We start from the raw sequence: 23,402 nt of genomic DNA on the forward strand, positions 1-23,402 counted from the left end.
CGCTGGCAAGGCCGCTCCCGGTGGGAGCCGGCATTGCCAGCGAAGGTGGCGCCGCAGAGGGGGCGGATTACGCCGTAGCGCGGGTCAACGCCTGGTCGAGCATGCGCAGCGCTTCGGAAATCTGCGCCTCGGTGGTCACCAGCGGTGCCAGGAAGCGCACCACGTTGCGGTACACGCCGCACTTGATCACCAGCAGGCCGGCTTCACGGGCCTGGTCGATGATGGCCTGGGCCAGGTTCGCGTCCGGGGTCTGCGCGGCGTCGTCGGCCACGATCTCGATGGCCTGCATGAAGCCCAGGCCACGCACGTCGCCGATGCACGGGTAGCGGTTCTGCAGGGCCAGCAGGCCTTCACGCAGTTGCACCGCACGCTGCTCGCCCTGGGCCAGCAGGTCTTCTTCCTCGAACAGGTCCATCACCGCCAGTGCAGCCGCGCAGGCCACGGCGTTGCCGCCGTAGGTGCCGCCCAGGCCGCCCGGGGTCGGCGCGTCCATGATCTCGGCACGCCCCACCACACCCGACAGCGGCATGCCGCCGGCCAGGCTCTTGGCCACGGTCACCAGGTCAGGCTGGATGCCCGAGTGCTGGAAGCCGAACGGCTTGCCGGTACGCCCGAAGCCTGCCTGGATCTCGTCCAGGATCAGCACGATGCCGTGGCGCGTGCAGCGTTCGCGCAGGGCACGTAGGAAGGCATCGGGGGCACGCAGGAAGCCGCCATCGCCTTGCACCGGCTCGATCAGGATGGCCGCCACGCGGTCGGGGGCCACGTCGGTGGCGAACAGGTGGTCGAGTTCGGCCAGGGCGTCGTCACTGCTCACGCCGCGGTATTCGTTGGGGTAGGTGGCGTGGTAGATCTCGGCCGGGAACGGGCCGAAGTTCTGCTTGTACGGCTGGCTCATGCCGGTCAGGGTGACGCCCAGCAGGGTGCGCCCGTGGAAGCCGCCGCGGAACGAGATCACCGCCGGGCGGTTGGTGTAGCCACGGGCGATCTTGATGGCGTTCTCCACCGCTTCGGCGCCGGAGGTGAACAGCACGCTCTTGTAGGCTTCGCCGCCACCGACCATGGCGTTCAGGCGCGCTGCCACGTCGATGTACGACGCATAGGCCACCACCTGGAAGCTGGCATGGGAGATCTCGCCCACCTGGCGGCGCACGGCCTCGACCACACGCGGGTGGTTGTGGCCGACGTTGAGCACGCCGATGCCGCCGACGAAGTCCAGGTAGCGCTTGCCGTCCACGTCCCACAGCTCCGAACCCTGGGCGTGGCTGACCACGATCGGGTGGGCGGTGGCGATGCCGCGGGGTACGTGCTGCTCGCGCAGGGCCAGCAGGCGTTGATTTTCAGTCAGTGCAGAATTCATGGTGCAGCTCCATTAACTAACGATGGTGTCAGGGGTTCGGGAACGCAGGTATTCAGTCGAGGCCGCCCATGTGCCAGGCCTTGATTTCGAGGAACTCGTCCAGGCCGTACTTGGAGCCTTCACGGCCGGTACCGGACTGTTTCATGCCGCCGAACGGGGCCACTTCCATGGAGATGATCCCGGTGTTCAGGCCGACCATGCCGAACTCCAGGCGCTCGCCCACACGCCAGGCACGGCGCATGTCCTGGGTGAAGTAGTATGCGCCCAGGCCGAACGGGGTAGCGTTGGCGATGGCCAGGGCCTCGGCTTCGTCCTTGAAACGGAACAGCGGGGCAACCGGGCCGAAGGTCTCTTCGGTGGCCAGCAGCATGTCGGTGGTGGCGTCCAGCAGCACGGTCGGCTGCACGAACAGGCCGGTGTCGTCAGGCATGCCGCCAATCGAGATGCTGGCGCCTTTTTCCACCGCATCGCCGATGTGGCTGGCGACTTTTGCGACGGCGGCGGCGTTGATCAGCGGGCCGATGGTCACGTTCTCGCCCAGGCCATCACCCACCTTCAGCTCGGCCACGGCAGCCCGCAGGCGCTCGGCGAAGCGGTCGTAGATGCCGTCCTGCACCAGAATGCGGTTGGCGCACACGCAGGTCTGCCCGGCGTTGCGGAACTTGCTCAGCATCACCCCGGCAATCGCCAGGTCGAGGTCGGCGTCGTCGAACACGATGAACGGCGCGTTGCCACCCAGCTCCAGGCTCAGGCGCTTGAGGGTGTCGGCGCACTGGCTCATCAGCAGCTTGCCGATGCGCGTGGAGCCGGTGAACGACAACTTGCGCACGGCCTGGTTGGCGGTCACTTCGCTGCCTATGCCGGCAGGCAGGCCGGTGAGCACGTTGAACACCCCGGCCGGGATGCCAGCACGATCTGCCAGTACCGCCAGGGCCAGGGCCGACAGCGGGGTCATCTCGGACGGCTTGACCAGCACGGTGCAGCCGGCGGCCAGGGCCGGCGCGCATTTGCGCGTGATCATCGCGTTGGGGAAGTTCCACGGGGTGATGGCCGCCACCACGCCGATCGGCTGCTTGAGCACCAGGATGCGGCGGTCGTTGGTGGGCGCGGGGATGGTGTCGCCGTAGATGCGACGGGCCTCTTCGGCAAACCATTTGACGAAGCTGGCGCCGTAGCCGATTTCGCCGCGCGACTCGCTCAGGGGCTTGCCTTGTTCGGCGGTCATGATCAGCGCCAGGTCTTCCTGGTTTTCCAGGATCAGGCTGTACCAGGCTTCCAGGTGACGTGCGCGAGTGGCGGCGGGGACTTCGCGCCAGCTTTCGAAACGGGCCTGGGCGGCCTCGATGGCGCGTCGCGTCTCGGCGGCGCCGAGGGCCGGGACCCGGGCGATTTCGCTGCCGTCGGCGGGGTTGATCACGGCAATCGTTTCGCCGTTGTCGGCATCGATCCAGCTGCCATTGACGTAAGCGCGTTCGACAAGCAGCGAGGGGTCACGCAGTGTGCTTTTCAACATGGAGAGGGTGCCTTCTACGGGTCCGGTGAATGGCACGATTGTAAGAACAGGCACGCAGTGACCGATGCCGAGATGACCGCTTGGGCCAGGCATAAATGCCGTATTGAGGGGGTTGGCAGCACACTATGCTGCGGGGGTGGTCGAGGTGTCTCCAGCGCCGGTCAAGCCCGCTCCCGCAAGGCCTCTGACGGCCTGCTGGAGCGGGCCTGGCCCGCCACCTGGCGGTACAGGCAGCAGATTGTTTGTCAGGCGTCGTTCTGCAGGCGGTACATCTCGGTTGCCACCTGCAGCTGAAAGCGCGCCTGCGGGTTCTCCATCGACAGCTGCAGCAGCTCTTCGATGCGCTCCACGCGGTAGCGTAATGTGCTGATGTGGATGTCCAGGCAGCGGGCGCTGCTGGCCAGCTGAAAGCCTTCGCTGGCCAGGGTGCACAGGGTTTCCATGAGCATGGCGCCGTTCTTGTGCCGGGTCAGCGGGGTCACCAGGCGCTCCAGCAGCATGCGCCGTGCATCGTCGTCGCCCATCAGCGCCCGCGGAAACAGCACTTCGTCAAACCCATGCAGCTTGCCCGGGCGCAGCAGCGGCAGCAGGGTGGCCACATCCCCGGCGCCCTGGGCCATGCCTGCCACGCCCCGGTGCACGCGGCTGGCGGCCATGGCGCCGCCGTCCAGTCGAATATGCTTCCAGATCGACTCGGGCATCACATCGGCCGGCACGATCAGGCTGATCTGGTTCAACGACACCGACAGCAGGGGCGCGATTCCCAACCCCTGCATGATCTCGGTGATGCGCTCGGCCTGCTCCTTGCGCCGCTGGAAGCCCTCGCGGCTGAGGGGAATCGGCTCGTCCAGCAACACCAGGCACACGCGGTAGTCGCGGGTATGACACCAGCCGGACACCAGCGCACGTTCGATGGCGCGCGGCGTTTCGGGGAACTTGCCTTCCAGCAGACCTGCCACCAGGGCATGGCCGAGGCGGTTTTCCTGGTCCAGCAATTCGCGTTGATGGGACAGCTGCAGGGCGGCGATCAGCGCAGCATGTTCCACTGCGCGGCAGTGCAGCTCCTCGAAGCTGTCCCGCTGGCCCTTGAGCCACACCACGCCGACCCGCTCGCCCTGCAGGCGGATGGGGCAGCCCAGGCGAAACGCGCCGGCATCGGCGTCCAGCTCCAGCACCTGCGGCTCGACCCCCTGCAGCAGGTTGGCCTGCTCGTTCAGGTGGCGCATCACGGCAAGCTCCACGGCGTCATTGGCCGGCTCGCTGGCCCCCAGCACACTGCCGGAGCTGGCCACGATCAGCGCCGGCAGTTCCAGGGCGCTGGTGAGGGCGCTGGCCAGGCTCTGCAGGTTGTCGGCCTCGATGGCAGCGCGGGTGAGCATGCGGTGGATAAGGTCGGAGCGACGGATGATGCGGGTCTGGAAGTTGATGATCTGTTCGAGAACCTGCTGGGTGATGTCGCTGAAGGCGACTTCCCAGGGCAGTTCCAGCAAAGGGAAACAGCAGCGGTCGGCCTCTTCGATGGCCGCCTGGGGGAAGTGTTCGTGAAAGTGCGGGACTGCCATCACGACCCCGGCCAGGCCCAGCTCGGCCAGCCGGCGAACCATGTCGCGGCATTTTTGCGGGTCCTGCGGCCAGTTGTAGCCGGTGGTCAGCAGCAGGTCGCCCTTTTTCAGCCAGTTGAAGATGTCGGGGTGATCGACGATATGCACCCACGCCAGGTCGCGGTCCAGGCATTGCCTGCCCGCGACCACGGTGGCCTGGCTGAGGGAGGTCTGTTCCAGGGCTGTGGCGAGTTTCATGTGCAATCCACGATCCAGACACGATAGAGGATCGCAGTCTAGCGGACTGGACATGGCTGCGGGGAGGGCCCTGGACAGGAGAATAGAACCTGTGCGCTGATCATCCATGAGGCGCACAGGGAGGGGAAATCAGGACTTGCTAGCCCAGGCATTGAACTTCTGTTCAAGCGTTTCTGCGTTCTCGAGCCAGAACTCGACGTTTACCCGCAGTGCATTCTTCTGGTTCTCTGCCGCGGTGGGCAGGTCGTCAGCCAGCGACTTGTCGAGCATTTCGGCGGCCTTGGTGTTGGACGGGCCGTAGGCCATCTGCTCGGTGTAGAGCTTCTGCTGCTCAGGCTGCATGGCGAACTTGATGAAGTCGTAGGCCTTGTCCAGGTTCTTGGTGCCGCGCGGGATGGCCCACTCGTCGAACTGGTACAGGTTCTGGTTCCAGACGATCTTCAGGTTGCTGCCGCTCTGTTGTGCAGCGTGGATGCGGCCGTTGTACGAGGACGCCATCACCACATCGCCAGCCACCAGGTACTGCGGCGGCTGTGCACCGGCTTCCCACCACTGGATGTACGGCTTGATCTCGTCCAGTTTCTTGAAGGCGCGGTCCACACCTTCTTTGGTGCTGAGCAGCTTGTAGACTTCGGCAGGCGGCACGCCGTCGGCCATCAGGGCGAATTCCAGCGAGCCGCGGGCAGATTTGCGCAGGCTGCGCTTGCCCGGGAATTTCTTCACGTCCCAGAAGTCGGCCCAGCCGGTAGGGGCGACTTTCAGTTTGTCGGCGTTGTAGGCCAGCACGTTGGACCACACGAAGATACCGACGCCACAGCCGTCGTCACTCTTGGTGCCTTCGATCCAGTCGCCCGGCGTGCCGAGGCGTTCGTAGTCGAGTTTTTCGAACAGACCTTCTTCACAGCCACGGGCACGGTCGGTGTCTTCGGTATCGAGCACGTCCCAGGTCACGGTCTTGGTGTCGTTCATGGCGATGAGCTTGGAGATTTCACCGTTCCACTCGCCAGCGATCACCTGGGTCTTGGTCTTTTCTTCGTAGGGCTTGTAGAACGCGGTGACCTGCGCGGCCTTGCTCGCGCCACCATAGGAGATCACCGTGAGCTTGTCGGCAAAGGCACTGTTGGCCAGCATCAGGCCACCGAGCACGGTGAGGGTGAAGAGTTTTTTCGACATTCGAACGCTCCAATCAAGACTGTTATTTCGAGTTATGTTTGGCAGTTGCAAGCGGGCGCAAAATAGATGAAAGGTGCTGATTTTTATAGTGGCAAGGTGCCTGCTGTGTTTGAGAGTGAGTTGAGGCTAATGGATAAGCGCTGCCATGGGTATCTATTAAACGCAGGATAAGCCTATTTTTTTATCCTGCGCTTTATAGGAAGGTACTTCGTACTTTAGTGGCGATCGAACCATACGGTCTGCGCGTTGCAGAACTCGCGAACGCCGAAGTGCGAGAGTTCGCGGCCAAAGCCGCTCTTCTTCACCCCACCGAAGGTCACGCGAGGATCACTGGCGCTGTAGCCGTTGATGAACACGCCGCCGCACTCCAGTTCGTCGGCCAGTTGTCGGGCCAGTGCCGCATCCCGGGTGTACACGGTCGAGGTCAGGCCGAATTCGCTGTCGTTGGCCAGCTGCAGGGCGTGGCGCGCATCCCGGGCAGTGATGATCGAGGCCACCGGGCCGAACAGCTCCTGGCGGAACGAGGTCATCTGGTCGGTGACGTCGGCCAGTACCGTGGGCGCGTAGTAGTTGCCCGGGCCTTCGACCTTGTGCCCGCCCAGCAGCAGCGTGGCGCCTTCGGCCAGGGTGGCCTGGACCTGCTGGTCGAGCTCGTCGCGCAGGTCATGACGCGCCATCGGCCCCAGGTAGGTGTCGGCCAGCAACGGGTCGCCCATCACCAGCGCGCGGGTTTTCTCGACGAACTTGCGGGTGAATGCCTCGACCACGCCGGCTTCGACGATCAGCCGCTTGGCTGCCGCGCACACCTGGCCGGTGTTCTGGTAGCGGCCGATCACGGCAGCCTGCACGGCGGCATCCAGGTCGGCATCGTTCAACACGATGAACGGGTCGGAGCCGCCCAGTTCCAGTACGCATTTTTTCAGCGCGGCACCGGCCTGGGCACCGATGGCGGCACCGGCACGCACACTGCCGGTAAGGGTCACGGCGACGATGCGCGGGTCGACGATGGCCCTGGATACGCCCTCAGGCGTCACGTTGAGCACCTCGAACACGCCTTCGGGGAATTCGGCCTGCTGGAACGCATCGCGCAGCAGGTAGGCCGAGCCCATCACATTGGGCGCGTGCTTGAGCACGTAGGTGTTGCCGGCGATCAGCGCGGGTACCGCACCGCGCAGCACTTGCCACAGCGGGAAGTTCCACGGCATCACCGCCAGGATCGGGCCCAGTGGGCGGTATTCGATGTGGGCCTTGGCGTCGGGTACCTGGGTCGGCTCGGGGGCCAGCATGGCCGGCCCGTTCTCGGCGTACCACTCGCACAGCTGGGCGCACTTTTCCACTTCGCCGAGGGCCTGGGCCGCAGGCTTGCCCATTTCCAGGGTAATCATCCGCGCCATGGCCTGGGCGTTGTCGCGCAGCACGCCGGCCAGTTTCACCAGCAGGGCCGAGCGGGTGGCCAGCGGGGTACGCCGCCAGCCGGCAAACCCGGCAGCGGCGCGGCCCAGGGCGGCGTCCATCTGTGCGTCGGTTTCATAGGCGTAGTGGCCGATGCGTTCACCGGTGGCCGGGTTGATCGAGAGGGCATGGGTGTGGCTGGTTATGTCGGTCATGGCGGGCGTTCCTGTCAGAAGGGAAACAGGGGCCCAGCGTAATGCCGTGCTAATCTTTCGAAAACTGAATAATAAAAACGGTTTCTTTCACGTTTGGAGAATGTTTTTGGACCTGGTACAGCTTGAGATCTTCACCGCCGTGGCCGAGCACGGCAGCATCAGCGCAGCCGCCCAGCACATCCACCGCGTGCCGTCGAACCTGACCACGCGGATCAAGCAGTTGGAAGCCGACCTGGGGGTGGAGCTGTTCATTCGTGAAAAGCTGCGCCTGCGCCTCTCGCCGGCCGGCTGGACCTTCCTGGAGTATGCCAAGCGCATCCTGGCCTTGGTGCAGGAGGCCCGCCTGACCGTGGCGGGGGAGGAACCCCAGGGGGCGTTCTCGCTGGGCTCGCTGGAAAGTACCGCAGCGGTGCGCATCCCCGCGTTGCTGGCGGCCTACAACCAGCAGTACGCCAAGGTCGAGCTGGACCTCTCCACCGGCCCGTCGGGCACCATGATCGAAGGCGTGCTGTCGGGACGCCTGGCGGCGGCCTTCGTCGACGGCCCGGTGCTGCACCCTTCGCTGGAGGGCGTGCCGGTGTTCGAGGAGGAGATGGTCATCATCGCGCCGCTCAACCATGCGCCGATCCACCGTGGCCAGGACGTCAACGGGCAGAGCATCTATGCGTTCCGGGCCAACTGTTCGTACCGCCATCATTTCGAGCGCTGGTTCACCCAGGATGCCGCCGTGCCGGGCAAGATCTTCGAACTGGAGAGCTACCACGGCATGCTCGCCTGCGTGAGCGCAGGGGCGGGGCTGGCGCTGATGCCACGCAGCATGCTCGAGAGCATGCCGGGGTGCGCCACGGTCAGCGTGTGGCCGATGTCGCAACGTTTTCGCTACCTGCGCACCTGGCTGGTATGGCGCAGCGGCACGGTGTCGCGCAGCCTGGCGATGTTCGTGAAACTGCTGGAGGAGCGGGGCGCGGTGCTCCAATAGTGCGGCGTGGCGCCACTGCGGTCTGGCGGTTATCGCACTTTTTGCGTTTTTTCGGCTCTATTCATCGCCAGGCCGCGTCGATCCCCGACGCGGCCCGTGAATCCAGACCCCGGTGCCGATGGTTTATCCGCTTTGCGTTCCACCCCAGCGCGTGCTGCGCCGGCTGTTGCTGGCGGGCACGCTGATGGCCTGCGCCGCTGGCTGTACCCAGCAGCAGGGGCGCGATATCGCCACCCAGCTGGGCAACGGCCGGCCCCAGGAACTGTTCCAGACCAGCGTCGATCGCATGGCCACGCTGTCGATGCAGGACAACCTGCAGAGCCTGTACCTGTTGATGAGCAAGCTGTACCTGCGCAACCCCAACCAGTGGCGCGAATCGGGCTTTCTCGATGCTGCCAGTGCCGAGCGGCAGATCCGCCAGGCCATCGAGCAGCGCCAGGCCTTGCCGCAGCTGGGCGAGCGCCGCGACCTGGCGGCACTGAGCTATGCCCTGAGCCCGGAGTTCAGGGGCGATCGCGTTGGCGCGTTCATCTACGCCATCGGCAGCATGCTGGTGACCGCCCATGGCGGGCGTACCGAATTCTTCATCACCGACACCATCGACCCGCAGTTCGTCAGCAACGCAGCGCGCAACATCGAGAAGGCCACCTGGCTGCTGAGCCAGCGCCAGGATGCCAATGGCGTGCTGTTGCTGTTCTCCAACGAAATCTCCGAGGCGGGCAGCAACCTGAGCTTTGCCGTGGAGTTCGGCAAGATCGTCGCGCGCCTGGACCTGCTGACCCAGATGCTCGACGAGCGCTACCGGCGCATCGGCCTGAACTATGCGCAGAGCCTGTTGCTGATGAACTTTCTGCCGGTGCAGTGAGGTGTCTGCCTGGCGCCTTTGGGCGCAGATTCACTGAACCATCGCGGCGTCGCCTGACCTAAGGCAATACCATTCGGGAGATGACGCATGCAAAACAACGGTTATATCTGGATCACATTGGCGGTAATCCTGGCCCTGGTGGAACTGTGGGCCATCAAGAGCATCATCGGCAGCAAGAGCAAGGCCGACCGCAAGATGTTGTGGATCGTGCTGGTGGTGTTCGTGCCGCTGGTCGGCCTGATCGTGTGGGGCGTGGCGGGGCCCAAGGCGATCAACAACAACGCGGCCTCTCGCAACGGCTGACTCAACGGCGCAAATTGAGCTTCGGATTGCTGGCTGATATGGCCATTTGACACCCCTCCATTCGCCATCTAGCGTTGAGCGCGAAATTGCGCATTCGCGCAGACCCCACTGGCAAGGAGGCTAGACGGCCATGATCAGCCCGGCATCGATCAAATCCATTCGTGTGCACCCAGGGCTCGGCGTTGCCCGTGTCGGCAACGCCGATGGCGATGAGGAGTACGTACTCGCCGCGCAGGTGCCAGGGGCACTGGCCAGCAGTGCCGACGGGCAATTTCGCGATGCCAGGGGCCAGGTGCGGCGCCAGGCCGTGCGCTTTCGCCTCTATGCCGAACTGCACGACGGCACCGTACAGGAGCTGAGCCTGGACGACGGCGTGCAGATCGAATGGACCGTGGAAGTCGCCAACCTCAAGGCCGGCTGGTACGCCTTCGAAAATGCCATGGACCTGCCCGGGCAGTACGCCATCGCCGAAAAACGACGCAACCCGCACGTGACCGGTGCGCAGCGCCAGGCCCTGGACATCCGCCCCGGCCCCAGGACCATCAGCGGCCGCCGCCAGCAAGGCAAGCCCTTTCATTTCGACACCGGCACCTTCCACGGCAAACCCGTGTACCTGGGCGAACTGCGCACCGACGAGGCCGGGCGCCTGATCGCTCTCGGCGGGCACGGCCACAGCGCACCGCGGGTGGACAAGACCCCACCGACAACCTTCGCCAACAACGACGACTGGCACGACGACGTGTCGGACGGCCCGGTGTACGCACGGGTGACGTTCAACAACGGCCAGCGCCTGGATGCCGAACCCGGCTACCTGGTGGTGACGCCCCCCAACTACGCGCCAGGGCTGTTCGGCGTGGTCACCATGGAAGAGGTGGTGCGCGACCTGTTCGTGCGCCAGGGTCAGCTGCCGGCCGAGCCGAGCTGTTCGTTCACCCGCGATATCTGGCCGATCTTCGAGCGCATGACCCACATGCAGTGGACCAACCAGGGCCTGTTCATGCTCAGCGGCCACGGTTCGCCACTCGATACCCAGAACCCCGACGTGGTGGCCCGGCTGGCCGACCCCGGTGAGGCCAGTGCGGACTTTCGGCGCAAGGTCTTCGCGCTGTTTCGCGACCCCGCCAGCACCGCCGAGTTCGCCCCGGCGCTGTTGCCCCTGTACGGCGACTATTACGGCGACTACGACCTCGACCCCCAGCCGCCATCCGCGGTCGGGCTCGCGGTCACCCCGCTGATGTACCAGGCCTTGAGCCAGTGGGTGCAAGGCGAATTCGTCGCCGACTGGCAGGGCGCGCCGGTGCCGGCAGACTTCGACACGCTCGAACCGCGCGCCCAGGCCCAGGCGCTGGACCGCGCCGGCCTGCATGAATGCCTGGGCGGCCCGTTCCACCCGGGCATCGAACTGACCTGGTTCATGCGTGTGCCCAGCGTGTGGCGCAGCCCTTATCGCCTGGCGGTACTGCCCCAGGGGCAGGCGGTGCGCCAGGATTTCGGTGACGAACTCACGCCACAGGTGTGCCTGGCACCCCAGGGCCCGCTGGACGGCGTGGGCCCGGGTTCGCTGACCCGCGCGCTGGGCGTGCCGTGGCAGACCGACGAGGCCTCGTGCCTGTCGGATGCCGAGTACGAGCCCAGTACCTACCTGTCGTTCCCCAGCTACTGGGGGGCCCGCGTGCCCAACCAGGTACTGAGCAGCGAGGCGTGGGAGCGTGTGGGCGCAAGACCTACCACGCCAGCGCAGCAGCTCAAGCACTTTTCCTACCGCGAGGACTGGCTGCGCGACCTGAAGGGCAGCTACTTCACGCGCATCAACCTGATGGTGAGCCACTGGTGGGAGTTGGGCATTCTGCTGGCCCACGACGCCACTCCCGAGGCGACCGCACTGGGGTTGCCGGCGCGGGCCTGGATCGAAAGCGGGCGGCCCGAGCGGGTCACCGGCTCCAATGCCAAGCTCGACCTGCTGGCGGTGATCGAGGCCCTGGATTCGCCGCCACCGTTGCTGGGCGAGACCGAGCTGGAGCCGCCCAGGCAGAAGGTACCGCCACGTCGTCGGCTGCGCAGGGACGAAATTTGAACCCCGTGCACGACGTGCTGGTGGTGGGCGCCGGGCCGGCCGGCACGGCGCTGGCCATCCGCCTGGCGCAGGCCGGGTTGCAGGTGGGGCTGGTGGAGCGTGAACCCGAGGCGGCGCTGCGCCCCGGCGAGTGCCTGTCCCCCGAGGCGTTGCCTGCACTTGCCGCACTGGGGCACGCCGACCTGCTCGACGACAGCACCGTGGCGCGACGCTGCTGCGGCGTGCAGTCGATCTGGCTGACCAGCGAGCCGGTATTTCGCGACTACTTCTGCGAGCGCGCCGCCCATGGCGCGTTCCTGGAACGACGGGTGTTCGACGCCCGGCTGCGGGAAAGGGCGGCGGCGCTTGGGATCACCCGTGAAGACGACGTGCGGGTGACCCATGCCGATTTTGCCGACGACAGCATTACCCTGGGCGGTCGGCGAGGTGAACACCCCTGGCGCGGGCAGGCACGTTTCGTGGTGGATGCCACCGGCAAGGCCAGTTGCATCGCCCGGCTCGGCGGGGCACGGCGCCAGCGCCTGAGTCGTCAGGTGGCCGTCGCGGCGCGCCTGCCCCGAGGTGGCTCTGAACTGGCCGACACCGAGTGGCTGCTGATCGAGGCGGATGCCCAGGGCTGGTGGTCCGGGGCCACCACCGCCAGCGGCCAGCGCCACCTGGTGCGCTTCTTTCCCGGCGGTGACGGTCAGCGCACCGCGCCGCAGTTGGCCGAGCAACTGCAGCGCACGCGCCTGATGCAGCGCTATGCAGGTGCCGACGAACTGGCCGCAGCGCAGGTTCAGGTGCTGGATGCCGGCTGCAGTGCACTGCAGCGCTGTGCATCGGCGCACTGGCTGGCAGTGGGCGAGGCGGCCATCGCCTTCGACCCGGTGTCGTCCCAGGGGCTGACCCACGCCCTGGGTGCCACCGACCTGGCTGCCCGCGCCATCCTGGCCAGGTTGCAGCAGGGCCGTCTGGACCTGCTGCACCAGTACGACCGGCACACCCGTATCACCCTGGGGCATTCGCTCAAGGGCCTGGCGCGGCACTACGCGCAGTGCCAGCCGTTGATGGCGGCGGGCTGAGGGCAGGGCGCCGGCGTTCCGGATTGCGGAATAAATTCCTCATCTGCAATACTGGCGCCGAATCCCTTCACTGGAACACCCTCTCCATGACGTATCGCCTGCAGGCTGACGCCGTGACGCTTCGCTACGACCAGCGCACGATCTCCACGGACCTTTCGGTGGCTATCACCGAAGGGTCCTTTACCGTCATCGTCGGCCCCAATGCCTGTGGCAAATCCACCTTGCTGCGGGCCTTGTCGCGCCTGCTGGTGCCTTCGAGCGGCACGGTGCTGCTCGATCAGGTCGATATTCACACGCTCGCGGCCAAGGACGTGGCCCGGCGGCTCGGCCTGCTGCCCCAGAGCGCGGTTGCGCCCGACGGCATCACCGTGGCCGACCTGGTGGCCCGCGGGCGCTACCCGCACCAGTCGTTCCTGCGCCAATGGTCGCAGGCCGACGAACAGGCCGTGACCGCAGCCATGCAGGCGGCGCAGGTCAGCGAGCTGTCCGAGCGCCTGCTGCAGGAGTTGTCCGGCGGCCAGCGCCAGCGGGTATGGATCGCCATGGTGCTGGCGCAGCAGACGCCGGTACTGCTGCTCGACGAGCCCACCACCTACCTCGATATCGCGCACCAGATCGAACTGCTGGAGCTGCTGGCCGAGCTCAATCGCCAGGGCCGCACCATCGTCGCGGTGCTGCATGACCTCAACCAGGCGTGCCGCTATGCCTCGCACCTGATCGCCATGAAGGCCGGCGCCATCGTCGCCCAGGGCGACCCGGCGCGCATCTTCACCGAGGCCCTGGTGCAGGAGGTGTTCGGCGTGGCCTCGATGATCATCGCCGACCCGGTCAGCGGCACGCCGCTGCTGGTGCCCTTGTCGCGCGAGCGGGCGGTGGTGTCAGGCGCCTTGCCACGGCAGGCCGCCGGTTGACTGGTTGACCCGGCTGGCCGCCCGGAACAGCGCATCGCGGTCTTCGGGCGTCTTGAGCTGACCCAGGTCGGTCACCGTGGTCACCACACACACGATCTCGCCCTGGGCGTCGAACACCGGCGCGGCCTGCCCGGTGACATTCGACAGCAGGTGGCTGGTCTTCTCGGCCCAGCGGCTGCTGCGCACCTCGTCCAGCACAGCCTTGGCCGGCGCCGTGCCGCGAAAGTGCGCCGGTTGCAGCTTGCGCGCCGCATCGATGGTGGCCTTGGGCAGGAAGGCCTGGAACACCAGCCCGCAGGCGGTGTTGTCGATGGGCAGCACGTCGCCCAGGGCCAGCGGGTTGATCGAGAAGAACGCGCTGCGGTACCAGCGCACCAGCGTCGGGCCACGGTCGGTCCAGATCGCCACGCCGCCGCTGGCCGCATGCTGGTGGGCCAGCGCCTTCATGTGCTGGGCGGCGATCTCCACTGCATCCACCCGCTTGAGCGCACCGATACCGATGCTCAGCGCCGCCGGGCCCAGGTCGTACAGGCTGCTGGCCGGGTCCTGCCTGGCCAGGCCCTCCTTGACCAGACTCTGCAGATAGCGGTGCGCGGTGGACGCGCCGGTCTGGGTGCGCCGCGCCACTTCCCCCAGGGCCAGTTCGTGCTCGGCGCTGGCCAGTACGTTGAGAAAGCGGGCGGCGATGGCGACGGACTGAATGGTGCCCGAACGTTTTTCGCCCGGCGCGTGCGGGGCGTCATCCGCAGCTGGAATGGTTTTTTTCAACGGGCCTCTCCTCATCGCCGGCTGGCGGCTGTTCCTCATCAGGCATCAAGTGTGCGCCGCTTGTGCGCGGCGTCGGTGCGCATGATACCGACTTTTCCGAGCGCTGGCCGGGCCCCTGGGTTTACCACATTGCAGAATCAATTCTCTATTGAGGAATGAAGTGGCCACATGATACCTTTCGCACAAACGATTATGATTATCATTTGGAGCGTATCTTGAAGGCCTATTCACCCCTTGAACTCACCTGCGGTTTCAGCGTGCTGACCCTGGCGACCGTGCTCGGCATGGCGCCCGCGATGGCCGATGATGCCGTTGCTGCCCCGGGCAAAGGCGCAGTCACCTTCGAACCGATCATGATCACCGGGGAAAAGCTCGAGCGTGACCTGAAGAACACCGCCTCCTCGGTGTCGGTCAAGACTGCCCGCGACATCGAGCGCCAGAACACCGGCAACGCCAGCGTGCATGAAGTGCTCAATGACGTGCCCAACGTGATCTACACCGACTCGGTAGGCGCGCCGATCATCCGCGGCCAGGACACCCAGGGCCCGAACAACGGGCAGAACCAGTTCTGGGGCGGCACCGTGCCACGGGCCACCATCAACCTGGACGGCCACTACCTGAACTACAACGAGATGTTCTTCGGCGCCACCTCGGTGTGGGACGTGGACAGCATCGAGGTGTTCCGCGGCCCGCAGACCACCTCGCAAGGCGCCAACGCCATCGCCGGCGCGATCATCGTCAACACCAAGGACCCGACCTTCACCCCCGAGGCCGCCTACCAGGCCGAGATCGGCAACTACAACGCCAAGCGCACCTCCATCGCGCTGTCCGGGCCGCTGATGGGTACCGACCTGGCCGGGCGCCTGGCAGTGGACTACTCGGCGCGCGATACCTTCATCGACTACACCAACCCCAACTTCCAGAAGGGCAAGACCGACCACGACTTCAGCGCGCTCACCACCCGCGCCAAGCTGCTATGGCTGCCCACCGACATCCAGGGGCTGGAGGCCAAGTTCACCTTCTCGCACAACGAGAGCAACCGCCCCACCCAGGAAGCCGCCTCGGCGCCGTACCACAAGCTCGACCACACCACCACGACCATGCCCAGCTGGGAGCAGAGCACCAACACCAGCGTGCTGGACGTGAGCTACGACTTCGACAACGGCCTCAAGCTGATCAACCAGGCGCAGTATTCGTTGTCCAGCGTGCAGCGCTACACCGGCATCCCGGGGCAGGGCGACGCCGACATCAAGCAGAAGAACCTGTCCAACGAAACCCGCCTGGTGTTCGGTGACCAGCACAGCGTGCTCAGCGGCGCCACCGGCCTCTACGTGGCGCGCACCAGGACCGACGAAACCCTCAACCTGGCCGGGCTGTCGGCGTTCGACGACACCAAGGAAAACCTCGGCCTCTTCGGCGAACTGAACTACCGCCTGAGCGACCTGTGGACCCTGAGCACGGGCCTGCGCTTCCAGCAGGACCGTATCGAGCGCGACGGCAACTCGGTGCTGGCGCCCACTGCGCTGGACTACCAGAAGACCTTCACCGCCGTGCTGCCCAAGGTATCGCTGGCCTACGCCGCGACCCCGGACTGGACCGTGGGCGCGATGGTCAGCCGCGGCTACAACCCGGGCGGTGTCTCGCTCAACCTGTCGACGCGCCAATGGCAGTACTTCAAGGAAGAGTCGGTGTGGAACTACGAGCTGTTCACCCGCGCCAGCCTGCTCGATGACCGCCTGCGCCTGAGCGGCAACCTGTTCTACATGGACATGAAGGATTCGCAGTACAACATTCCGGTGGTGATCTCCACCGGGATCAGCCAGTCCTACACCATCAATGCCGAGAAGGCCCACGCCTACGGCATGGAACTGAGCGCCGACTACCAGCTGCTCGACAGCCTGACCCTCAAGGCCAGCGCCGGCACCCTGCGCACGCGCATCGACCGCATCACCAGCAACGACAGCTACCAGGCCAACGAGTTTGCCAAGTCGCCCGGCTACACCCTGAGCTTCGGGCCCAGCTGGGACGTGACCGACAAGCTCAACCTGTCGGCCCAGGTGCGGCATATCGACGGCTACTACTCCGACACGGCCAACAACTCGTCGTATTCGGTCGACTCCTACACCCTGACCGATGCCCGCGCCAGCTACCAGTTCACCCCGGCGGTGGAACTGTACGGCTACGTCAAGAACGTGTTCGACGACCGCTCGGCCACCTACCTGCAGCAGAACCGCGGCATCGGCGGCACCGAGGCGAGCATGACCACGCCACGCATGTTCGGCGTGGGCGTCAAGGGCTCGTTCTGAATCAACCCACTGTCAACGGCGGCCCTGGGGCCGCCGTACTCGATCACTTGCACCCGGAGCTTTGATGACCTCGCCCAAGCGACTCCATATCGGCCTTTCACTGGCCCCCACCTGGCTCAGCGGCGACGCCTGGCGGCGCGCCGACAGCAACGTCGAGGGCCTGTTCACCAGCGCCTTCGCCATCGATCTGGCGCAGCGCGCCGAAGCCGCGCACCTGGACTTCGTGTTCCGCCCCGACGTCAGTTGCCTGCCGGTGGAAATGCTCGAAAGCGGCCCTGGTTTCACCAGCCTCGACCCCACCATCCTGCTGGCCGCCGTGGCCCAGCAGACCTCGCACATCGGCCTGGTGTCGACGGTGTCGACCACCTTCTATCCGCCGTATGTGGTGGCGCGCCAGCTGCAATCGCTGAACTGGATCAGCAACGGGCGCGTGGGCTGGAACATCGTCACCGCCTTGCAGGGGCACGAGAACTTCGGCCTTGAGCAGATGCCCGACGCCGACGAGCGCTATGCGCGGGCGGCCGAGTTCACCGAGCTGGTGCACCAGCTGTGGGGCAGCTTCCCGTTCGAGGCGCTGACCATCGACCGTGCCAATGGCTGCTATGCCGACACCACCCAGGTGCGCCCGGTCAACCATGAGGGCACCTACCTCAAGGTCAAGGGCCCGCTGAACCTGCCAGCCTTCCCCGGCACGCGCATTCCGCTGATCCAGGCCGGTGCCTCGGAGTCGGGGCGGGATTTCGCCGCCTCGGTGGCCGACCTGGTGTTCGCACCCACGCCCGACAAGGAAGCGGCGCTTGAACTGCGCCGTGACCTGGGCCGGCGCGCCGAACGCCACGGCCGCTCGGCGCAGGCGATCCGCCTGCTGCCGGGCCTGAGCATGTACCTGGCCGACACCCGCGAGCAGGCCCGGGCGGTGTTCATGCAGACCCACGGGCGCATGAACCGCGCGCGCAAGCTGGCCTCTATCAAGGAAATGACCGGGCTGGACCTGGCCGACTGGCCCCTCGACCGCCCGGTGACCCGCGCCGACCTGCCGGTGGTTGCGCCGGACGCCTCCAGCCGTACCCACAGCAGCCTGCTGCGCCGGCTGATCGAGCGCGAGTCGCTGAGCATCGACCAGCTGCTGCTGCGCCCCGAGGTGATCTCGGCGGCGCACTGGCAGGTGGTCGGCACCGTCGACGATGCCTTCGAGCAGATCGCGGACTGGGCTGCCAGTGGCGCCATCGACGGCTTCATTGCCGCGCCCGGTGGCTCGGTCGAGTCGCTGAACCTGTTTCTCGACCAGTTGATGCCACGCCTGGTGCAGGCCGGCCTGTTCCGCGAGGGCTACAGCGGCTCGACCTTCGCCCACCACCTTGACGAGCAGGGCTAGACGATGAAAAAGACTGTGGTGGCCGTGCTGGCCATCGTCGCTGTGGCCAGCGCCGCCCTGTGGCTGGCCCGGCAGCCCGCCGAGCTTGCGGACGAGGCGCCGACGGCGTCGGCGCAGGCCTCGCCCAAGCGCATCGTGTCCACCTCGCCGAGCGTGACCGGCATCCTGCTGGCCATGGACGCGCCGCTGGTGGCCAGTGCCGCGACCACGCCCAGCCGCATCTCCGATGCCAAGGGCTTCTTCACCCAGTGGGCCGAGGTGGCCGACCAGCGCGGCGTGCAGGTGCTGTACAAGAACCTGGTGTTCGACCTCGAAGCGGTGGTCGGGCAGGCACCCGACCTGCTGGTGGTGTCGGCCACCGGGGCCGACAGTGTGCTGCCCCACCAGGCCGAGCTGCAGGCCCAGGGCATCGACACGGTGGTGGTCAACTACGCCAACCACAGCTGGCAGGAGCTGGCGCGCCAACTGGGGCAGGCCAGCGGCCTGCAGGCCCAGGCCGAGGCGGCCATCGAGCGCTTCGACGCCTACGCCGCGCAGGTTGCAGCGCGCATCACGCCACCTGCCGGCGCGGTCAGCGTGGTGGGTTACAACCTGGGTGGCAGCTATTCGGTAGCGCGCCTGGACAGCCCCCATGCGCAGCTGCTGGCAGCTCTCGGGTTCGCGGTGGCCGGCTTGCCGCAAGGGTTGCAAGGGCAGGTCAAGCGCAGCTCCGACGTGGACTTCATCTCCCGTGAAAACCTCTCGGCGGCCATCACCGGCGACACGGTGTTCCTGCTGGGCGGCAGCGACGCCGACGTGCAGGCGTTTCTCGCCGACCCGGTGCTGGCCAACCTGCCGGCGGTGGTGCACAAGCGGGTGTATGCACTGGGGCCCAGTTCGTTTCGCATCGACTACTACTCCGGGCGCGAGATGATCGACGCCGTGGCGCGGGCGTACCGCTGAGCCATGGTGCGATCAAGACGTTTTCAGGGCCTGCTGCTGGGGCTGCTGTTGCTGGTCGTGGCGGTGCTGGCGAGCCTGGTGGTGGGGTCGCGCAGCATCGGCGTGGCCCAGGTGTTCGAGGCGCTGTCGGCCTACGACCGGCTCGATGACCAGCACCTGATCGTGCGCGAACTGCGGGTGCCGCGCACGCTGGTGGCGATACTGGCCGGGCTGGCGCTGGGCCTGGCCGGTGCGATCATGCAGGCGGTCACCCGCAATCCGCTGGCCGAACCGGGCCTGCTGGGCATCAACGCCGGGGCCGGGGTAGGGGTGATCGTCGGTGTGGCCGTGCTGGGTCTGAGCAGCATGAGCGGCTACGTGTGGTGCGCCTTCGTCGGCGCCGGGCTGGCCGGGGTGGCCGTGTTCATGCTGGGCCGTGCCCAGGAGACCGGCACCAACCCGGTGCGCCTGGTGCTGGCCGGCGCCGGTCTGTCGGTGATGCTGGCCTCGGTCACCGGCATCATCATCCTCAATGCGCCGGCGCAGGTGTTCGACCAGTTTCGCCACTGGGCATCGGGGTCGCTGGAAAAGAGCGGCTTCGAGGCGGTGGGGGTGCTGGCGATGGCCGTGGTGCCGGGCGCTGTCACGGTGCTGGCGCTGGCCGGCAGCCTCAATGCCATCGCCCTGGGCAAGGACCTGGGCCTGGCGCTGGGGGTGAACGTGCGCCTCACCTGGCTGCTGGCCTGCCTGGCGGTGATGCTGCTGGCCGGCGCTGCCACCGCCGCTGCCGGGCCGATCGGCTTTGTGGGGCTGGTGGCGCCGCACCTGGCGCGCCTGCTGGTGGGCCCGGACTACCGCTGGATCCTGCCGTACTCGGCACTGTTTGCCGGCGTGCTGCTGTTGGGGGCCGATGTGCTGGGCCGGGTCGTGGCGGCGCCGGCGGAAGTTGCGGCGGGTATCGTCGCGCTGCTGATCGGCGGGCCGTTCTTTATCGCGCTGGTGCGCACATTCCGGTTGAGCAAGCTATGAACACTACCGCTACACGGGTCGTCCGCCTGGCCGCCCTGTCGTTTCGCTGGCAGCCACGGGGGGTGCTGGTGTGTGCCGTGCTGGTGCTGCTGGCCCTGGGGCTGGGGGTGCTGTTGCTGGGCATCGGCACCTTGCCGTTGACGCCGGGCCAGGTGCTGGCCAGCCTGCTGGGGGCAGGGCCGAGCCCGACCACCGAGCGCATCGTGCTGCGCGTGCGCCTGCCGCGGGTGCTCACCGCGTTGTGCGTGGGCGCTGCATTGGGCATGGCCGGCTCGATCTTCCAGTCCATATCGCGCAACGCGCTGGGCTCGCCCGACATCATCGGCTTCACCACCGGGGCGGCGAGCGGGGCGATCGTGCAGATCATCCTGTTCGATGCCGGCCCGCTGGGGACGTCGCTGGCGGCGGTGATCGCCGGCGTGGGCACCGCTGCGCTGGTATTCGTGCTGTCGATGAAGGGCCGCACCACCGGCGGCTACCGCCTGGTGCTGGTGGGCATCGGGGTGGGCGCGATGCTCTCGGGGCTCAACACCGTGCTGCTGGTGATGGGCAACCTCGACCAGGCCATGTCGGCGCAGATCTGGCTGGCCGGCTCGCTCAACACCCGCACCTGGTCGCATGTGCTGCCGGCGGCGCTGGGCCTGCTGCTGGTGGTGCCGGTGGCGGTGTACCACGCACGGCGCCTGAACATCCTCGAACTGGGTGACGACAGCGCAGCCCAGCTGGGTGTGGCGGTGGAGCGTACCCGCTTGCTGATGGTGATGGCGGCGGTGGGCCTGACCGCGATCGCCACCGCGGCGGCCGGCCCGATCAGTTTCATCGCCCTGGCCGCGCCGCAGCTGGCACGGCGCCTGACCACCTCGGCGCAGGTGCCGCTGGTGAGCGCAGCGCTGATGGGGGCGGTACTGCTGTTGGCCGCCGACCTGCTCAGCCAGCGTTTTGTGGCCAACCTCAACCTGCCCATCGGCCTGACCACCGGCCTGCTGGGCGGGGTGTACCTGCTGTGGCTGCTGGCGCGCAATCGGCGCGCCTGAAAGGAGGACGACACGTCGCGATTCATCACCTTTACGTAAACGTAACCTTGTGCCACTCTGCCGATCAGGTTGTCGGCGCCTGCGGGTGACGGCCCTGCAAATCTCAAGCACACTCCCTTGAGTTACATTGCCTTAAGTGCACAACGTTCGACGGGCGGAGTAAGCGATGGCACGCACCATTCTAATAAAAAACGCCGCTGACCCTTTGCAGGAGTCACGCCAGGCACGCATGAAACTGGTCCATGACGGGGAGTTGCCGCTGGGCATGTTGCGCGACGAGATCGATGCCTCGTGGCGGCGCAGCCTCGGCCATGGCCTGAGTTGCCTCGAAGGCGAGCGGCACGAGCTGGCCGCCCCGCAGCGCGGTGAACTCAAGCGCCTGCTGGAAAGCAACCGGCTGCTGATCGACGCCGCCACGCCGGAGCTGGAGTACCTGGTGTCGCGCCAGGGCAAGGGCGGCATCATCATCCTGGGCGACGCCCAGGCCAACGTGCTGGCCATCGAGGGCAACACCGAACCATTGCGCCAGACCGGGTTGCGCGACCTGCACCCGGGCAGTTGCTGGAGCGAGTCGGTGCGCGGCACCAATGCCATCGGCACCGCCGTGGTGGAAGGGCGCCCCACGCTGATCAACTGCGGCGAACACTACCTGGACCGCCTGAGCCCGTTCTCCTGCACCTCGGTACCGCTGCGCGACCCGCGCGGCGAGATCATCGGGGTGCTCGACCTGACCCGCGAAGGCGTCATGGCCCAGCCCCAGGACAACCTCTCGACGCTGTTGCTGGCGGCCGGCAACATCGAAAGCCGTATGTTCGGCCTGTGCTACCCCGAGCAACTGGTGGTGGCCTTCCACAACCGCCCGCAGTACCTGGGCAGCGCCTGGCACGGCCTGCTTGCCCTGAGCCTGGACGGCGAGGTGCTGGCGGCCAACGACCAGGCCTGCGCCTTGCTGCAGGTATCGCGCGCCGCCCTGGTGGGGCGCAGTTGCAGCGACCTGATCGGCGAACGCTCCAGCGCCTTCATCAGCCGGGTATGGCAGGGCGGCATCAGCAGCGTGCAGACCGCCAAGGGCGAGTTCTACTTCCGCTCCCAGCACCTGCCGCGCCAGCCCGTGATTGCCGCGACACCTGCACCCGCTGCCCCGGTGGCCGCGCAGAAGAGCGTCGACCTCGAGGCCCTGGCCGGGCGCGACAGCAGCCTTGCGCGCACCTTGCGCATGGCCCTGCAGGGCCTGAAGAACGAACTGCCGGTGCTGCTGCTGGGCGAAACCGGCACCGGCAAGGAAGTGGTGGCGCGCGCCCTGCACCAGGCCAGCCCGCGTGCCGGCAAGCCGTTCGTGGCGGTCAACTGTGCGGCCATACCCGAGGGGCTGATCGAGTCCGAACTGTTCGGCTACCGCGAAGGGGCGTTCACCGGCTCGCGCCGTGGCGGCATGGTCGGGCGCCTGATGCAGGCCCACGGCGGCACCCTGTTTCTCGACGAGGTGGGCGACATGCCGCTGGCCCTGCAGGCACGCCTGCTGCGGGTATTGCAGGAGCGCCGGGTGGCGCCGCTGGGCGCCGGCGAAGAGCAGGACATCGACGTGGCGGTGATCTGCGCCACCCACCGCGACCTCAAGCGCCACGTGCTCGAGCAGCAGTTTCGCGAAGACCTCTACTACCGCATCAACGGCGTGAGCCTGCGCCTGCCGGCACTGCGCGAGCGCGACGACCTGGGCGCCCTGATCGACAGCCTGCTGCACAAGTTCGGCGCCCACGGCGTGCGCCTGAGCAAGGAGCTGGCCGCGTTGCTGAACAACTACGACTGGCCCGGCAACATCCGCCAGCTGGAGATGGTGCTGCGCTCGGCGGTGGCCATGCGCGAGCCGGGTGAGCCACTGCTGGGCCTGGAACACCTGACCGACTGCCTGCTTGAAGACCTCAGGGGCAGCACCCAGCAGCCGGGCAGCATCCGCGAAAACGAGGAGGAGCTGATCCGTGGCGCCCTGGCGCGTCATCACGGCAACATCACCGCGGCAGCCGATGCCCTGGGCATCAGCCGCGCCACGCTGTACCGCAAGATCAAGCAGCTGCGCAGTTGAACCGCCTGGGTCGAGTGCTGCTGCGCCTGGTCAATACCGACCAGGTGGGTGGACCTCGGCATTGCAGGCGGCGGGCCAGGTAGTGGTCTCAGCTGTCTCAGAGTTAGACAGTCATCGCGAAATTGCACGTCCGGGCACCGCTTGAATCAATCTTGTTTATCAGGAATGTCTGATAACTAACTGTTAAACAAAGATTTGTTTTTGTTGGCATGCACTCTGCTTGGTGTGAATCAGATGTGCC

General features: G+C 66.7%; 18 protein-coding genes. 12 read left to right on the forward strand and 6 right to left on the reverse strand.

Features of this window, described 5'->3' with window-relative positions:
• Positions 1 to 67: 67 nt before the first annotated feature.
• The 5 genes from gabT to B4I46_RS19495 all read right to left on the reverse strand — a co-directional run bounded on the left by gabT (position 68) and on the right by B4I46_RS19495 (position 7,452).
• Complete coding sequence (gabT, locus tag B4I46_RS19475) at positions 68 to 1,360, reverse strand: 4-aminobutyrate--2-oxoglutarate transaminase (protein ID WP_043861219.1); 1,293 nt, start codon at positions 1,358 to 1,360, stop codon at positions 68 to 70.
• A 52-nt stretch (positions 1,361 to 1,412) separates the two neighbouring features.
• The gene (locus B4I46_RS19480) at positions 1,413 to 2,873 is read right to left on the reverse strand and encodes an NAD-dependent succinate-semialdehyde dehydrogenase (RefSeq protein WP_054914469.1); all 1,461 of its coding nucleotides are present in this window, start codon (positions 2,871 to 2,873) and stop codon (positions 1,413 to 1,415) included.
• 245 nt (positions 2,874 to 3,118) lie between these two features.
• Positions 3,119 to 4,672 carry a PucR family transcriptional regulator gene (locus tag B4I46_RS19485; RefSeq protein WP_058540217.1) on the reverse strand — a complete coding sequence of 518 codons (1,554 nt, stop codon included), beginning with the start codon at positions 4,670 to 4,672 and terminating at the stop codon, positions 3,119 to 3,121.
• Positions 4,673 to 4,801: 129 nt separating this feature from the next.
• Positions 4,802 to 5,845, reverse strand: a complete 1,044-nt coding sequence (locus tag B4I46_RS19490; protein WP_043861222.1) for a polyamine ABC transporter substrate-binding protein — start codon at positions 5,843 to 5,845, stop codon at positions 4,802 to 4,804.
• Between the two features lie 215 nt (positions 5,846 to 6,060).
• Positions 6,061 to 7,452 (reverse strand): aldehyde dehydrogenase family protein, encoded by a 1,392-nt coding sequence (locus B4I46_RS19495; protein WP_286901405.1) that lies wholly within the window; start codon positions 7,450 to 7,452, stop codon positions 6,061 to 6,063.
• Positions 7,453 to 7,558: 106 nt separating this feature from the next.
• On the opposite strand from B4I46_RS19495, the gene ptrR reads away from it, so the two are divergent.
• From ptrR to B4I46_RS19525, 6 genes are all read left to right on the forward strand, one after another.
• Positions 7,559 to 8,431 carry a putrescine utilization regulator PtrR gene (gene ptrR, locus B4I46_RS19500; RefSeq protein ID WP_043861265.1) on the forward strand — a complete coding sequence of 291 codons (873 nt, stop codon included), beginning with the start codon at positions 7,559 to 7,561 and terminating at the stop codon, positions 8,429 to 8,431.
• A gap of 118 nt (positions 8,432 to 8,549) precedes the next feature.
• Positions 8,550 to 9,296, forward strand: coding sequence for a hypothetical protein (locus tag B4I46_RS19505; protein WP_043861224.1), 747 nt, complete (start codon positions 8,550 to 8,552; stop codon positions 9,294 to 9,296).
• A gap of 87 nt (positions 9,297 to 9,383) precedes the next feature.
• Complete coding sequence (locus B4I46_RS19510; RefSeq protein ID WP_043861225.1) at positions 9,384 to 9,599, forward strand: PLD nuclease N-terminal domain-containing protein; 216 nt, start codon at positions 9,384 to 9,386, stop codon at positions 9,597 to 9,599.
• 130 nt (positions 9,600 to 9,729) lie between these two features.
• Positions 9,730 to 11,673, forward strand: coding sequence for a LodA/GoxA family CTQ-dependent oxidase (locus B4I46_RS19515; RefSeq protein WP_286901408.1), 1,944 nt, complete (start codon positions 9,730 to 9,732; stop codon positions 11,671 to 11,673).
• 5 nt (positions 11,674 to 11,678) lie between these two features.
• Positions 11,679 to 12,737 (forward strand): NAD(P)/FAD-dependent oxidoreductase, encoded by a 1,059-nt coding sequence (locus tag B4I46_RS19520; RefSeq protein WP_229590264.1) that lies wholly within the window; start codon positions 11,679 to 11,681, stop codon positions 12,735 to 12,737.
• An 86-nt stretch (positions 12,738 to 12,823) separates the two neighbouring features.
• On the forward strand, positions 12,824 to 13,648 hold the full coding sequence (locus B4I46_RS19525) for an ABC transporter ATP-binding protein (RefSeq protein WP_043861228.1): 825 nt from the start codon (positions 12,824 to 12,826) through the stop codon (positions 13,646 to 13,648).
• On the opposite strand, the gene B4I46_RS19530 is transcribed toward B4I46_RS19525, so the two are convergent.
• Positions 13,616 to 14,431: an IclR family transcriptional regulator gene (locus B4I46_RS19530; RefSeq protein WP_058540522.1), complete on the reverse strand. Its 816-nt coding sequence runs from the start codon at positions 14,429 to 14,431 to the stop codon at positions 13,616 to 13,618. The genes B4I46_RS19525 and B4I46_RS19530 overlap by 33 nt on opposite strands.
• A gap of 200 nt (positions 14,432 to 14,631) precedes the next feature.
• Here B4I46_RS19530 and B4I46_RS19535 point away from each other — a divergent pair, with 200 nt between their 5' ends.
• The 6 genes from B4I46_RS19535 to B4I46_RS19560 all read left to right on the forward strand — a co-directional run bounded on the left by B4I46_RS19535 (position 14,632) and on the right by B4I46_RS19560 (position 23,161).
• On the forward strand, positions 14,632 to 16,722 hold the full coding sequence (locus B4I46_RS19535) for a TonB-dependent receptor (protein WP_058540521.1): 2,091 nt from the start codon (positions 14,632 to 14,634) through the stop codon (positions 16,720 to 16,722).
• A gap of 64 nt (positions 16,723 to 16,786) precedes the next feature.
• A complete protein-coding gene (locus B4I46_RS19540; RefSeq protein ID WP_286901410.1) occupies positions 16,787 to 18,097 on the forward strand; it encodes an NtaA/DmoA family FMN-dependent monooxygenase in 1,311 nt (436 codons plus the stop codon).
• Positions 18,098 to 18,100: 3 nt separating this feature from the next.
• The gene (gene fepB / locus B4I46_RS19545; RefSeq protein ID WP_116053933.1) at positions 18,101 to 19,039 is read left to right on the forward strand and encodes a Fe2+-enterobactin ABC transporter substrate-binding protein; all 939 of its coding nucleotides are present in this window, start codon (positions 18,101 to 18,103) and stop codon (positions 19,037 to 19,039) included.
• 3 nt (positions 19,040 to 19,042) lie between these two features.
• Positions 19,043 to 20,047 carry a FecCD family ABC transporter permease gene (locus B4I46_RS19550; protein WP_286901411.1) on the forward strand — a complete coding sequence of 335 codons (1,005 nt, stop codon included), beginning with the start codon at positions 19,043 to 19,045 and terminating at the stop codon, positions 20,045 to 20,047.
• Positions 20,044 to 21,081, forward strand: a complete 1,038-nt coding sequence (locus tag B4I46_RS19555) for a FecCD family ABC transporter permease (RefSeq protein ID WP_286901412.1) — start codon at positions 20,044 to 20,046, stop codon at positions 21,079 to 21,081. Before B4I46_RS19550 ends, B4I46_RS19555 begins: the two co-directional genes overlap by 4 nt.
• A gap of 166 nt (positions 21,082 to 21,247) precedes the next feature.
• A complete protein-coding gene (locus B4I46_RS19560; protein ID WP_078480932.1) occupies positions 21,248 to 23,161 on the forward strand; it encodes a sigma-54-dependent Fis family transcriptional regulator in 1,914 nt (637 codons plus the stop codon).
• The last annotated feature ends 241 nt before the right edge of the window (positions 23,162 to 23,402 follow it).

This window comes from Pseudomonas sp. UBA7500, from assembly GCF_002478435.1.
Classification (GTDB): Bacteria; Pseudomonadota; Gammaproteobacteria; order Pseudomonadales; family Pseudomonadaceae; genus Aquipseudomonas; species Aquipseudomonas palmensis.